Source organism: Phenylobacterium sp. (genome assembly GCF_016124325.1).
Lineage (GTDB): Bacteria > Pseudomonadota > Alphaproteobacteria > Caulobacterales > Caulobacteraceae > Phenylobacterium.
In genome coordinates, this window is the sequence record NZ_WGNY01000011.1 from 44263 (window position 1) to 57248 (window position 12986).

At 71.4% G+C, this 12986-nt stretch carries 14 protein-coding genes; 10 read left to right on the top strand and 4 right to left on the bottom strand.

The features are described from left to right. Positions 1–222: 222 nt before the first annotated feature. Together grpE and hrcA are read right to left on the bottom strand one after the other, a co-directional pair. Complete coding sequence (gene grpE / locus GC203_RS05245; RefSeq protein WP_293452044.1) at positions 223–828, bottom strand: nucleotide exchange factor GrpE; 606 nt, start codon at positions 826–828, stop codon at positions 223–225. A 16-nt stretch (positions 829–844) separates the two neighbouring features. Then, positions 845–1870, bottom strand: coding sequence for a heat-inducible transcriptional repressor HrcA (gene hrcA / locus GC203_RS05250; protein WP_293452406.1), 1026 nt, complete (start codon positions 1868–1870; stop codon positions 845–847). 156 nt (positions 1871–2026) lie between these two features. On the opposite strand from hrcA, the gene rph reads away from it, so the two are divergent. Next, the gene (gene rph, locus GC203_RS05255) at positions 2027–2743 is read left to right on the top strand and encodes a ribonuclease PH (protein ID WP_293452046.1); all 717 of its coding nucleotides are present in this window, start codon (positions 2027–2029) and stop codon (positions 2741–2743) included. A 334-nt stretch (positions 2744–3077) separates the two neighbouring features. On the opposite strand, the gene GC203_RS05260 is transcribed toward rph, so the two are convergent. Together GC203_RS05260 and GC203_RS05265 are read right to left on the bottom strand one after the other, a co-directional pair. Further along, positions 3078–3314 carry a helix-turn-helix transcriptional regulator gene (locus GC203_RS05260; RefSeq protein ID WP_293452048.1) on the bottom strand — a complete coding sequence of 79 codons (237 nt, stop codon included), beginning with the start codon at positions 3312–3314 and terminating at the stop codon, positions 3078–3080. Positions 3315–3326: 12 nt separating this feature from the next. Continuing rightward, entirely contained in the window at positions 3327–3884 is a 558-nt protein-coding gene (locus GC203_RS05265; protein WP_293452050.1) for a DUF2975 domain-containing protein, read from the bottom strand. Between the two features lie 417 nt (positions 3885–4301). On the opposite strand from GC203_RS05265, the gene rdgB reads away from it, so the two are divergent. From rdgB to gshB, 9 genes are all read left to right on the top strand, one after another. Continuing rightward, on the top strand, positions 4302–4901 hold the full coding sequence (rdgB, locus tag GC203_RS05270; RefSeq protein ID WP_293452052.1) for an RdgB/HAM1 family non-canonical purine NTP pyrophosphatase: 600 nt from the start codon (positions 4302–4304) through the stop codon (positions 4899–4901). A gap of 65 nt (positions 4902–4966) precedes the next feature. Next, positions 4967–6121, top strand: a complete 1155-nt coding sequence (gene hemW / locus GC203_RS05275) for a radical SAM family heme chaperone HemW (RefSeq protein WP_293452409.1) — start codon at positions 4967–4969, stop codon at positions 6119–6121. Positions 6122–6162: 41 nt separating this feature from the next. Next, complete coding sequence (gene rsmI / locus GC203_RS05280; RefSeq protein WP_293452054.1) at positions 6163–7026, top strand: 16S rRNA (cytidine(1402)-2'-O)-methyltransferase; 864 nt, start codon at positions 6163–6165, stop codon at positions 7024–7026. Beyond that, entirely contained in the window at positions 7023–7394 is a 372-nt protein-coding gene (locus GC203_RS05285) for a YraN family protein (protein WP_293452056.1), read from the top strand. The genes rsmI and GC203_RS05285 overlap by 4 nt, the downstream gene beginning before the upstream one ends. 18 nt (positions 7395–7412) lie before the next feature. After that, positions 7413–8228, top strand: coding sequence for a transglutaminase family protein (locus tag GC203_RS05290; protein ID WP_293452058.1), 816 nt, complete (start codon positions 7413–7415; stop codon positions 8226–8228). 56 nt (positions 8229–8284) lie between these two features. Continuing rightward, positions 8285–8701 (top strand): hypothetical protein, encoded by a 417-nt coding sequence (locus tag GC203_RS05295; protein ID WP_293452060.1) that lies wholly within the window; start codon positions 8285–8287, stop codon positions 8699–8701. 65 nt (positions 8702–8766) lie between these two features. Next, positions 8767–10206: an MBOAT family protein gene (locus GC203_RS05300; protein ID WP_293452062.1), complete on the top strand. Its 1440-nt coding sequence runs from the start codon at positions 8767–8769 to the stop codon at positions 10204–10206. Continuing rightward, positions 10206–11849, top strand: coding sequence for a hypothetical protein (locus GC203_RS05305; protein WP_293452064.1), 1644 nt, complete (start codon positions 10206–10208; stop codon positions 11847–11849). The genes GC203_RS05300 and GC203_RS05305 overlap by 1 nt, the downstream gene beginning before the upstream one ends. 64 nt (positions 11850–11913) lie before the next feature. After that, positions 11914–12861, top strand: coding sequence for a glutathione synthase (gshB, locus tag GC203_RS05310; RefSeq protein ID WP_293452066.1), 948 nt, complete (start codon positions 11914–11916; stop codon positions 12859–12861). The last annotated feature ends 125 nt before the right edge of the window (positions 12862–12986 follow it).

The following is a 12986-nucleotide window of genomic DNA, read 5'->3' on the forward strand; positions in this document are numbered from 1 at the left end:
CCCCAACCAACACTGGAGCCTTCAGCAAACCGCCGCGACGGCCTTGCGGTAAGGCGCAGCGGCGCGCATCGCGATGCACCGCCGCGCATCCGCGCCGTCGCCCTAGAGCCCGTCAGGGGGAAGTGGGCGCCGGTTCACCCGCCCGGACGGGCTCTACACTTTTGAAGATCGAGCCTTCTTGTCCCGATCAAGTGACTCCACTTGATCCGGGAAGGCTCTAGGTCAGGCGCGGGTGTCGACCGCGCCGCCGGACTCGCCGTCGTCGCCCGAGGCGTAGGCGCCCGCGCCGCCGGACGGCGGGGGGCCCGAGGCCCCGCCCTTGGCGGCCACGACCACCATCGCCGGACGCACCAGCCGGCCCAGCAGTTCGTAGCCCGGCTGCAGTACGTGGATGATCCCGCCCGGCGCCACGTCCTCGCCGGGCTGTTCCATCATCGCCTGGTGCTTGTGGGGGTCGAACTCCTCGCCCTTGGGCGGGTCGATCTTCTTCAGGCCGTTGTTCTCGAAGGCGCCCAGCAGCGCCTTGGCCGTCATCTCGACGCCCACGACGAAGTTCTTCACGCCCTCGTCCGCCTGGGCGGGCGCCGCGGCCAGCGCCCGGTCGAAGTTGTCGGCCACCCCCAGCAGGTCGCGGGCGAACTTGGTGATCGCATAGGCGCGCGCGTCGTTCATCTCGCGCTCGGCGCGGCGCTTGGTGTTCTCGGCCTCGGCGGCGTAGCGGAGCATCTGCTCCTTCAGAGCCTGCACCTCGGCCTGCAGAGCCTCGACTTCGGCGTCGACGGACGGGCCGTCGGCTTCCCAGTTGGCGGGCGTATCGTCTTCCGACATCGTTCTTCTTGGACCCTCAGACGTTCATCACCTGGCCGAGCACGCGGGCGGTGTAGTCCACCAGCGGGATGACCCGGGCGTAGTTCAGGCGCGTGGGCCCGATCACGCCGATCGCGCCCACCACCTTCTGCGCGCCCGTCATATAGGGCGCCGCGATGACGGCGGAACCCGAAAGCGAGAACAGCCGGGTTTCGGCGCCGATGAAAATGCGCACGCCCTCGCCGTCGCGGACGAGGTCGAGGAGCTGGATGAGCTGTTCCTTCTGCTCCAGGTCCTCGAACAGCGAGCGGACGCGTTCCAGGTCGTCGAGGGCGTCGCGATCCTCCAGCAGATTGGCCCGGCCGCGCACGATCAGGGCGCGGTCGCCGACCTCGCCGCCGCTCCAGGCCGCCAGCCCGTCCTCCACCAGCCGCGCGGCGCTGGCGTCCAGTTCCTGGCGGGCGCGTTCGAGCTCGGCCTGCAGGGCGGCCTTGGCCTCGGAGAGCGTCCGGCCGCGCAGCCGCGCGCCCAGGAAGTTGGAGGCCTCCTGCAGCGACGAGGGCGTCACGCCCAGCGGCAGGCGGATGATCCGGTTCTCCACCGTGCCGTCGTCGAACACCATGATCGCCAGGGTGCGGTCGCCCGAGAGCTGCACGAACTCCACGTGGGTGACGCCCGCGTCGCGCATCGGCGTGACCACCACCGCCGCCCCGCCCGCCAGGCCCGAGAGGATCGACGAGGCCTCGCTCAGCGCGTCCTCATAGTTGCGCCCATGCGCCAGCAGCCGCGCCTCGATCGCGCGGCGCTCGGCCTCGCCCACGTCGCCCACCTCCAGCAGCCCGTCGACGAACAGGCGCAGGCCCGCGTGCGTCGGCAGCCGGCCCGCGCTCACATGCGGGGCGCCGAGCAGGCCCAGCTGGGTCAGGTCCTGCATGGTGTTGCGGATCGAGGCGGGCGACAGCGAGACGCCGCCCTTCGACAGGGTGCGCGACCCCACCGGCTCGCCGGTCTCGAGGTAGCTCTCGACGATGCGGCGGAAGATTTCTCGCGCGCGGGCGTCCATGTCGGCCAGCGTCGGGCCGCGTTGGAACAGGGGAGGGGTCACGTTCGTCGGCAGCGGCGTCTTTGGTCCCATGGACGGACTGTCCACGATCTAGGATAAGCGCGGCCCTCGGCCGCGCAAGACGCCCGGCCCGCAACGATGAGACTTCGAGGCCCCATGCGACCTTCCGAACGCGCCCCCGACATCCTGCGGCCCATCAGCCTGGAGACGGGGGTCACGCGCTACGCCGAGGGATCGTGCCTGGCCGTGTTCGGCCATACGCGGGTCCTGGTGACGGCCAGTCTGGAGGAAGGCGTTCCCGGCTTCCTGCGCGGCAAGGGCCAGGGCTGGGTCACCGCCGAGTACGGCATGCTGCCGCGCGCCACCCACACCCGCGGACGGCGCGAGGCCGCCCAGGGCAAGCAGTCGGGCCGCACCCAGGAGATCCAGCGCCTGATCGGGCGCTCGCTGCGGGCGGTCACCGACCTGAAGGCGCTGGGCGAACGGCAGATCACCGTGGACTGCGACGTGCTGCAGGCCGACGGCGGCACGCGCACCGCCTCGATCACCGGCGCATGGGTGGCCCTGCGGCTGGCGACGAAGCACCTGCTGGACGAAGGCGTCATCGCGACCGACCCGATCCTCGACCAGGTGGCGGCGATCAGTTGCGGGATCTTCGACGGGACGCCGGTGCTCGACCTCGACTACGAGGAGGACTCCAACGCCGAGGCCGACGCCAACTTCGTGCTGACCGGGTCGGGCGACATCGTCGAGGTGCAGGCCACCGGCGAGAAGCGCGGTTTCAGCCAGGCCGAGTTCGACGCCCTGTTCGGGCTGGCCCGCAAGGGTATCGGCGAACTCTGCGACGTCCAGCGCGCGGCGGTGGGCGGATAAGCAAACGGCGCCGCCCGTCCCGGGTCGGCGCCGCCGGCGTCAGCGGGCCCGGGGGAGGACCGGGCGCAGGCGACGCTTGCTCAGAAGAAGACGTTGAAGCGCAGCGCCTGCGGCGGCAGGCGTTCGATCTCGCGCGCCAGGGGCGCGAAGAGAGCGTCGAGGAACTTCTCGATCATGGCGATCATGTCGGGCACTCCATTTGTGCAGTGCAATATTGCGCCGCATATAGGAGCGCCTCTCGGCGCGTGCAAGGATTTCTGCACTCGGTGAATAAATATGCGCTGCAATGCCGCATGCCGGATGCCGCAGCGCGGCATGCGGTCGGGGCGCCGCGTCAGCCCTCGTCGTCGAGGATCGCGTCGTCGGGGCCGGGTTCGTAGACCAGGAGGTCGCCGGGCTGGCAGTCGAGTTCGCGGCACAGGGCCGAGAGCGTCGAGAAGCGGACGGCGCGCGCCTTGCTGGTCTTCAGGATCGACAGGTTGGCGATGGTCACGCCGACGCGGTCGGCGAGTTCGGTGAGCGACATGCGCCGTTCGAGGAGCACGCGGTCCAGACTGACACGGATCGGCATTCGCAGGGGCCCCTAGATCGTCAGCTCGGCTTCGCGGCGCAGGCGCGCGCCTTCCCGGAACACCTCGGCGAGCACGAAGACCACGAGGACCGAGAACCAGGCCGTCAGGCTGAAGGTGGGCTCGACCTTGTTGACGCCGGTGATCAGCCAGGTGCTGACCCCCCAGAAGGCGTAGCGGCCCAGTTCGAGCCCCGCGAGCATCAGGCCGATGAGGCGCAGGCGCGCCACGTTGTCGGGATGGAACGGGTCGCCGGCCGTCAGCGTCGTGAAGATGCGGCGCAGCGAGCCCACGATGACCAGTATGCCCCCCAGGTAGAGGGCCGCGGCGAGCAGGCCGCTGGCGATCGAGGGTCCGTTCTTCAGAAGTTCGGAAAGGGCGCTGTTGCGGGCCTGTTCGCCGGCGTCCAGGTTCAGGCCGATATCGCCCAGAAGGTCGGGATTGAAGCCCAGCAGCAACGCCGCGAGCGTCAGCAGCGACGAGATGGCGACGCCGATCCACAGGGCCGCGAAGACCACGTCCAGGATGATCTTCAGGAAACTCGATACCGACCCCGGTCCCAAGGCGCGCATGGCGTCAGGCTCTCCCCAGTTCTCTATATCTCGTCGGGTTACGGATCCGCCGCGGCTTCGGGCCTTTCGGGCCTTGGGGCCGAGGCGGATCACATGTTCCCCAACATCCGTCCGGAGCCTAGAGGAAGGCGGCGCGGGCGGCGATGCTCAGGAACGGCGCGGCGGCCAGGACCAGCACGAAGGTCATGGCGGCTTGGTCGAGGTGCTTCATGGCGGAAGCGATCATTTTGGTCTCTCCAGTTCGTTTGCTGCAGTGCAGCGGGTTAAGGTCCGGAACACCCTGTTCCGATGACGACAATCGATAAGGCGGCATCGTTTTTCGATCAAATGAATATCGATTAACAATATTAAACTTTCGCAATGCAAAATCGCTGGCCGGCGCTAAGGTCGCCGCCCTGCGGCAGACGGAGGCGGCGTATGGCCCTCAAGCTCGAACCCGGCGCGCGGCTGGTGGTGGCCACTCACAACCCCGGCAAGGCGCGCGAGTTGGCCGAAATCCTCGATGGGCGGTTCGAGCTGGTCGCGGCGGGCGAGCTGGGCCTGCCCGAGCCCGAGGAGACCGAGCAGACCTTCTGCGGCAACGCCCTCCTGAAGGCGCGCGCGGCGGCCGAGGCGAGCGGCCTGATCGCGCTCGCCGACGATTCCGGCCTCTCGGTGGCGGCGCTGGACGGCGCGCCCGGGATCTATTCGGCCCGCTGGGCCGGGCCGGATCGCGACTTCGCCCTGGCGATGGCGAAGGTGGAGGCCCGGCTGGAGGAGGCTGGGGCCGATGATTTCTCGGCCTGGTTCACCTCGGCCCTCTGCGTGGCCTGGCCGGGCGGCCCGGCGGTGGTGGTGGAGGGCCGGGTGGACGGGACGCTCAGCTTCCCGCCCCGCGGCGACAAGGGCTTCGGCTACGACCCGATCTTCGTGCCGCAGGGCCACGCGCTCACCTTCGGCGAGATGGAGCCCGCCGCGAAGGACGGCATGAGCCACCGCGCCCGCGCCTTCGTGAAGCTGAAAGCCGCCCTGCTTTGACCGAAGCGCCCGCAGCCGCCGGCGTTCCGACCGGACCGCGGGCTGCGTCCAGCGAGGCTCGCGGGATCGATGGCTCGATCCCGCTGGGGGTCTACGTCCACTGGCCCTACTGCGCGCGCATCTGCCCCTACTGCGATTTCAACGTCTTCCGGGCGCGGGGGCGCGACGCCGAGGCGGCCGGCCTCGCCCGCGCCATCGTCGCCGACCTGGAGGCCCAGGCCGCGATCACCGGCCCGCGCGACGTGGTCTCGATCTTCTTCGGCGGCGGCACGCCCTCGCTGATGGATCCGGCCTGGGTCGCGGAAATCGTCGAAGCCGCGCGCCGGCTGTGGCGGCCGGTCGCCGATCTGGAAGTAAGCCTCGAGGCCAACCCGACCGACGCCGAGGCCGGCCGGTTCGAGGCCCTCGCCGCCGCCGGCGTGAACCGGCTGTCGCTGGGCCTGCAGTCGCTCGATGACGCGGCGCTGAAGCTCCTGGGCCGCAATCACGACGCCGCCGAGGCGATCCGCGCCGCGGGCGTGGCCGCCCGCACGTTTCCGCGCCTGTCGCTGGACCTGATCTATGCGCGCCCGGGACAGACGCCGTCCGCCTGGGGCGACGAACTGAGGGCCGCCGCCGACCTGGGCGCCGAGCACGTCTCGCCCTACCAGCTCACCATCGAACACGGCACCGCGTTCGACCGCGCGGTGCGGCGCGGAACCCTGGTCCCGCCCGGCGAGGACCTCGGCGCCGATCTCTACGACACCACCCAGGCGACTCTGGAGGCCCTCGGCTTCGAGGCCTACGAGGTGTCGAACCACGCCCGCGGCCCGGCCGCCCGTTCGCGACACAACCTCGTCTACTGGCGGGGGCTGGACTACGTGGGCGCCGGCCCCGGCGCGCACGGCCGGCTCACCACCGCGGCGGGCCGCGAGGCCACCCGCGCCGCCGACCGCCCGGCCGACTACATCGCCCGCGTCGCCGAGGCGGGGACGGGCTTCGCCGCGCGGGACGTGCTGTCGCCGGTCGAGGCGGCAGAGGAGCGGCTGCTGGGCGGGCTGCGCATCGGCGAGGGCGTGGCGTTCGGCGAGCTCGCCGCCCTCGGCCTCCACCCCGGCCATCCCGTCGTGCGCGGCCTCGTGGCGCTGGGTCTGTTGGCCGAGAACCCTGAACGCCTGATCGCGACGTCGGCCGGACGTCGCGTCCTCGACCGGCTGACCGCCGAACTCGCCGGCGTCTAAGGCGGCTTGCCTTTGGCGCGCTTAGCGGCGAACCCTCGCCCATGGCCCGCGCCTTTCCGCCCCCCGCCCTCGACGACGCGCCGCTCGCGAGCGGGCTCTATGTGGTGGCGACGCCCATCGGGAACCTGCGCGACATCACGCTCCGCGCCCTGGACGTGCTGGCCCAGGCCGACCTGGTGCTGGCCGAGGACACCCGGGTGGCCGGCAAGCTCCTCTCCGCGTTCGGCCTCTCGGCGAAGCTGGAGCGCTACGACGAGCACGGCGCGGAACGCGCACGCCCCCGGGCGCTGGCGGCGCTGGCCGGGGGCGCCCGCGTGGCGCTGGTCTCCGACGCGGGCACGCCCCTGGTTTCCGATCCCGGCTACCGGCTGGTGCGCGAGGCGGCCCAGGCGGGCCATCCGGTCTTCCCGATCCCCGGCGCTTCGGCCCTGCTCGCCGGCCTGAGCGTCGCCGGCCTGCCCACCGACCGGTTCCTGTTCGCGGGCTTCCCGCCGCCCAAGAGCGCCGCGCGGCGCGCCTTCCTGGAGGAGGTGGCGGGCGTGCGCGCCACCCTTGTCTTCTTCGAGGGCGGCTCCCGGCTGGCCGCCAGCCTGGCCGACATGGCCGCCGTCCTGGGCGACCGCGAGGCCGTGGTCTGCCGCGAGCTCACCAAGCTCTACGAGACCGTCGTGCGCGGCCGGCTGGCCGACCTCGCCGCCGATCCGCGGTTCGAGGCGCCCAAGGGCGAGATCGTCGTGCTGGTCGGACCGGGGCGCGAGACCGCCGCCACCGCCGCCGACGCGGACGCCGCCCTGGCCGAGGCGCTCGGAAGACTGAAGCCCGCCGACGCGGCCGCCGAGGTGGCCAAGGCCCTGGGCCTGCCGCGCCGCGACCTCTACCGTCGGGCCCTGGAGCTCAAGCGGTGAACGTGCGGGCGGCGCGCGGCGCCGCGGCGCGGCGCTCGGGCCGCCGCGGCGAGGCCTGGGCCGCGGCCTGGCTGATGGCGCGCGGCTATCGGATCCTCGGCTTCCGCCTGAAGACGCCCCAGGCCGAGATCGACCTGCTCGCCAAGCGCGGCCGGGTCCTCGCCGTGGTGGAGGTGAAACGGCGCGCCACCCTGGACGCCGCCCTGGGCGCCGTGAGCGCCGAGCAGCGCGAGCGTCTGCGCCGCGCCGGGGTCGCTCTGGCCTCGCGGCGCCCCGCCCTCGCGCGCCTGCAGGTGCGGCTCGATCTCCTGGCCCTCGCGCCCGGGCGTCTTCCTAGGCATATTCCCGACGCCTGGAAGGGCGGCTGACGGGACCCCCTTGGACAGATGGACCGCGAAGAGGCCGAAACCATCCTTGCCGCCGCCGGCGGCGTGGCCGACAGCGAATTCCCGCTGCTGGAGGCGGCGATCGCCTGCGCGATCCACGAGACGCCGGCTCGCGACCCGAAGCCCGTGCGCGAACTGGCCGACACCGCCGTCGCGCGCCTCGCCGAGCGGCTGAAGCACGAGAGCCCCGAGGAGGCCATCGCCGAGGCCATGGCGGGCGACCTCGGCCTCTCCGGCGACCTCTTCACCCTCGACGACCCCGACAACGCCGACGTCATCGCCATGGCCGCCCGGCGGCGCGGCCTGGCCGTCACCATCGGCGTCTTCTACCTGCACGCCGCGCGGCGCTGCGGCCTCACCCTCCAGGGCGTCGACTTTCCGGGCCACTTCCTCCTGCGGATCGAGACCCCGGAGGGCCCGCTCGCCCTCGATCCGTTCTCGGAGGGGCGCGTCGTCCTGCCGTCCGAGCTGACGCGGCGCGCCCTGCACACCGGCCTCACCCCCAACGTCGCCGACCGCCTGGACCGGCTGATGACGCCCGTCAGCGACCGGGCGGTGCTGCTGCGCCTGCAGAACATCGTCTTCGCCAGCGCCAGCGCCTCGGGCGACTACGCCCGCGCCGAGCGCGCGGCGCTGCGGCGCGCCCTGCTCGACCCGCTGGACCACCGCCCCTGGCTCGACGTGGCCGCCGCCCGCGAGGGCCAGGGCGCCCTGGCCGGCGCGCTGGAGGCCCTTCAACGGGCCACCGCGCTCGACGGCGGCGCGGCCCTGGCCGCCCGCGCCCAGCGCGAACGGGTGAGGCTGCGGCTGAATTGAGCGGGGCGACAGACGAAAGCGTCATCCTACGCCAGCCCGTCGCGGCGCCGGCGGCCGTGCTCAGCGTGATCGGCGTGGTTGCGCTGTTCGCCGCCATCTACGCGGCGCCTTGGTGGCTGATGGGTGTCTTCACCCCCGGACCACTGCTCATCCTCGGCTTCTGCGCCCTGGGCGCCATCGGCCCAGTTCGCGAGCTTCGCCGTCCCGGCGTGCTTGAACTGACGCCAGCCGGCCTCACGTTGCGACAGCACTCCGGAACCCAGTCCTGGCGCTGGCGCGACATTGGGCCTGTCCGGATCGAAAAGGGAGAGGACGGCGGTCAACTGGTCTTCACCGCCAACCGTGGCGTCGCGCTCGCACTGAGCACAGCCGGCACGGTGGAGCTGCCCCGGAATTGGGGCCTCCCGCTCGATGACGTCGTCGCGACCCTCAACGCTGCGCGGGACCGCTGGGGCCGCCAAGCTGAGCCGTAGGCGTTGCCGCACGCCCGTGCGCCGGGCAAGGTTCCCGGCGAATCGGAGGGGACGCTGCGGGCGGCATGGTCTTCAGCTCGATCATCTTCATCTTCTACTTTCTGCCGGTCTTCCTGCTTGGCTACTACCTGAGCGGCTGGCGGACCGGCGCGCTGCTGGCCGGCAGCGCGGTCTTCTACGCCTGGGGCGAAGGCGCCTATGTCTTCCTGCTGGGCGCGCTGATCGTGCTGAACTACGCCGGCTCCTGGATCGTGGCGCTGGCGCCCTCCGAACGTCGCCGGCGCGCGGCGCTGATCGGCCTGATCGTGCTCGACCTCGGCGTGCTGGGCTTCTTCAAGTACGCGGGCTTCGTCGCCCACAACCTCAACCTCGCGCTGCCCGGCGCGCCGTTGCCCGAGGTGAAGCTGGCCCTGCCGCTGGGGATCTCGTTCTTCACCTTCCAGCTCATCAGCTATGTGGCCGACGTCTACGCCCGCCGCGTCCCGGCCGAGCCCAGCCTCACGCGGTTCGCGGCCTACATCCTGATGTTCCCGCACCTGATCGCCGGGCCGATCGTGCGCTTCGTCAACATCCGCGAGGAGCTGCACGCCGACCGGCGCGAGACGGGCCGGCTGGGGCTGGGCCTGCAGTACTTCATCATCGGCCTCTGCCAGAAGGTGCTGATCGCAAACACCGTGGCCGTCCTGCCCGAGCACACCTTCTCGCTGGCGCCCGCCGCCCTCGACCCGGCCACCGCCTGGCTGGGCGCGATCGGCTACACGCTGCAGATCTACTTCGACTTCGGCGGCTACTCGAACATGGCCATCGGCCTGGCCTTCATGCTGGGCTTCACCTTCCCGAAGAACTTCGACTACCCCTACGTCTCGCGCTCGATCACCGAGTTCTGGCGGCGCTGGCACATCTCGCTGTCGTCGTGGTTCCGCGACTACGTCTACATCCCGCTGGGCGGCAACCGGGCGGGCCGGGCGAAGACGGTGCGCAACCTGCTGGTCGTCTTCCTGCTGACCGGCGTCTGGCACGGGGCGGCGTGGACGTTCGTGGTCTGGGGCCTCTATCACGGCGCCTTCCTGCTGCTGGAGCGGGCGGGCCTGCGCGCGGCGCTCGAGCGGGCGCCCGGCGCTGTCGGCCACGCCTACGCCCTGCTGGTGGTGATCGTGGGCTGGGTGCTGTTCCGCGCCGAGACCCTGCCCCAGGCGCTGGACTATCTGGAGGCGATGGCGCGGCTCGACCGGCTGGGGCCCCTGCCCCTCGACATGCGCCTGTTGCTCGACCGCGAGACCCTGGCGGCCCTGGCCTTCGGGGCGGTGTTCTCGGCGCCGGCCCTGCCCTGGCTGCTGGCCCGCCTCGGCGCGACCAGGCTGCCGCCCGCCCACACGCTGGAGGCCCGGCTCGACACCCAGGGCGTCCGCGTGGTCTCGGCGCCCGTCCTGCTGGCCGGCTTCGTCCTCAGCATCGCCCTGCTGGCGGGCACGACGCTCAACCCCTTCCTCTATTTCCGCTTCTGATGGCCGGGTCCCTGCGCGCGCACTGGATGATCCTGATCGGCGGCGCGGCCGGGCTGGCCGGCGCCGCCTTCGTCGTTCCGACGTTGGTGACCGCCCCCGACCTGCAGGAGAACCGGTCCCTCGCCGATGCGCCGTCCCTGCCGCGCGATCCGGCCGACCTCGCCGCCTTCCGGCGCGGGACCGACGCCTGGATCGCCGACCGCTTCCCGCCCCGCGCGCTGCTGATCGGGGGCCTGAACCGGCTGCGGATGCTGGCGGGGATCAGCGGGTCGCGCCGCGTCCTCGTCGGTCGCGACGGCTGGCTGTTCTACGACGACGGCTCGCACCTCGGCGCGGCGCGCGGCGATCCCGCCCCGACCGACCCGGTGCTGACCGCCTGGCTCGACGGGCTCGCGGGCCGCACCGAGGCGCTCGCGGCGCAGGGCCGCGCCTACGTCGTCATCACCCCGCCCGTGAAGGAATCCGTCTATCCCGACCTCGCGCCGGGCTGGATGCGGCTGGACCCCAACCGCCCCGCCGTGACCCTCTCGCGCCTCGCCGAGGCCTCGGGCGCGGGCCGCGTGATCTATCCCTACGACGACATGGCGCGACAGGCGTCCTGGGGGCTTCTCGTCTTCAGCCCGCACGACACCCACTGGACGGGTTTGGGCGCCTGGTACGGATATGCGGCCCTCATGCGCGACCTGCACGCCCGGGGCCTGACCGACGGGCCGCGGCCGTTGGAGGCCTTCACCGAGGTTCGGCGCGGGGCGGAGAACAAGCCCCGCAACCTGGCCCTGATGCTGGGCGTGGCGAGCTTCGTCGACGTGGAATATCCCGAACTGGCCGACCCCGACGCCGAAGCGCGGATCAAGGTCACCTACCTGACCGACCGCCACGACTGGACGGCCCCGCGGGTGATCGACACGGGCGAGATCGGCAAGCCCACGCTGCTCCTGCTGATGGATTCCTACTCGAACGCCTTCATCCCGTTCCTCTACACCCACTTCAACCGCATCGTCCTGGCGCACAACCAGGACGGATACTGGCGCGAGGACCTGGTCGCCCGCTTCCAGCCGGACATCGTGGCGACCGAGGTGCTGGAGAGCGGCCTGCCGGGGATCATGGGCGGCTCGCCGGCGCCCTCGCCCGAGGCCGCCGCGCGCATTCGCCGGGTCGTGTTCGAGCGCGATCGCTACGCCGTGAAGGCCGGGCCGCCCCGTCGGCCGGGGCCGCCCCGCCGGCGCGAGGGCGGCGACGGCGACGACCGCATCGACGGCGACGACGGGCCCGACATGATCCACGCCCGAGCGGGCGACGACATCGTGCGCGGGCTGGGCGGCCCCGACATCCTGCGCGGCGGGCGCGGGAACGACGTGGTCGACGGCGGCGACGGCGACGACTGGGTCTCTGGCGGCCGCGGCGACGACACGGTCAGCGGCGGTCCGGGCCGCGACGTGTTCAACAGCTTCGAGGGCGCCGGCCTGGACCTGATCACCGACTATTCCGCCGCCGAGGGCGATCGTGTCGAGCTCGATCCCGGCACGGCCTATGAAGTGCGCCAGGAAGGTCCCGACACCGTCGTGGTCATGCGCGGCGCGCGCCTGGTGCTGAAGAACGTCAAGGCGGCCGACCTGCCGCGCGGCTGGATCCGAAACTGGTGACCTTTGCTGGCGCCCGGCCGCGCGACCCCCTATGTCGGTCGCGAGCCAGAGCCGGGGAAGCCGCATGTCACTGAAGGTCGCCGTCCAGATGGACCCCATCGAGGGGATCAACATCGAGGCCGACACCACCTTCCTGATGATGGAGCAGGCCCAGGCCCGCGGGCACACCCTGTTCGTCTATCTGACCGAATCCCTGGCCATGGAGGACGGCCGCGTCTTCGCCCGCGGCTGCGACGTGACGGTCCAGCGGGTGGCGGGCGACCACGCCAGCCTGGGGCCGATGCGGCAGGTGGACCTGTCGGAGTTCGACGTCGTCCTGATGCGCCAGGATCCGCCGTTCGACATGCGCTACATCGACGCCACCTTCTTCCTGGAGGCGATCCATCCGAAGACCCTGGTGGTGAACAATCCCGCCGAGGTTCGCAACGCCCCCGAAAAGCTGTTCGTCACCAAGTTCCCGCACCTCCAGCCGCCCACCCTGATCACCTGGGAGAAGGCGGCCATCCAGGACTTCCGCGCCCGGCACGGCGACATCGTGCTGAAGCCGCTGAACGGCAAGGGCGGATCGGGCGTCACCCGGCATCTGGCCGACGACCCCAACCTCGACACCCTCCTTGAGCTGCACGGCCAGATCGCCGACGAGCCGGTGATCGTGCAGAAGTTCCTGCCGTCGGTGACCAAGGGCGACAAGCGCATCCTGCTGGTGGACGGCCAACCCGTGGGCGCGATCAACCGCGTGCCCCGGAAGGGCCAGATCCGCTCCAACATGGCCGTCGGCGGCCAGGCCGAGCCCGTCGAGCTGTCGGCGCGCGACCGGGAGATCTGCGACGCCATCGGGCCCGAGCTGTCGCGTCGCGGCCTGCTGTTCGTGGGCATCGACGTGATCGGCGACTATCTCACCGAGATCAACGTGACCTCGCCCACCGGCGCCGTGGCCCTGAAGCGCTTCAGCGGGATCGACGCCGCCGAGGTGATGTGGGAGCGAATTGAAGTTCTACGGCGGCAGGCTTAGGTTGTGTCGGAAGAGACGTCTGGAAGTCACGGTATCGTCTCAGTTTCTCCGAAAGTTCATTATTTGTTCTTGATCTGAACACGCGCTTGTGTTCGGTTGTGGATAACTTTGACCGAACCACAAGG